The 521-nt window shown below is 76.0% G+C and carries 1 protein-coding gene; it reads left to right on the top strand.

Going from position 1 to position 521, the window contains the following annotated elements; genetic code table 11:
* A partial coding sequence (locus F2B26_RS16935; protein WP_328698710.1) for a 3'-5' exonuclease occupies window positions 1-521 on the top strand: 521 nt, incomplete at both ends.

Raw genomic sequence — 521 nt, 5'->3', positions numbered from 1 at the left:
CGCCGTGCCGGGACTGGTCGACGGGGTGTTCCCGGCGACCGCGACCGCCGGCGCGGACGGACCGAAGGACCGCGGCTGGCTCACCGCGCTCGACGCGTTGCCGTACCCGGTGCGCGGCGACCGCGACGACCTGCCGACCCTGGAGCCCGACGGTGCGACGACCTCGCGCGAGCTGGCCGACCGGTTCGCCGCGTTCGCCCGCGACAACGGCGCCCACCTCGTGGCCGAGGAACGTCGTCTGGCCTACGTCGCGTTCACCCGCGCTCGGAAGCGGCTGCTGCTCACCGCGGCGCGCTGGGACACGACGACCAGGCCGCGCACCGTCTCACCGTTCCTCGTCGAGCTCATCGAGGACGGTCTGGTCGAGCTGGTCGAGGACGTCGCCGACCCGGGCGAGCAGAACCCGGCGACCGCGGTCGCTCGCACCGCGACCTGGCCGGCCGACCCGTTCGGCTCCGACGAGGCTGGTGAGCGGCGCCGTTCGGCCGTGCAGGCCGCCGCCGAGGCGGTGCGCCGGGTGC

It is taken from the genome of Cellulomonas citrea, from assembly GCF_009829685.1.
In the GTDB taxonomy this organism is placed as follows: Bacteria; Actinomycetota; Actinomycetes; order Actinomycetales; family Cellulomonadaceae; genus Cellulomonas; species Cellulomonas citrea.
The sequence above is the reverse complement of the archived record's forward strand: the minus strand, read 5'-3'. Positions and strand labels throughout refer to the sequence as shown.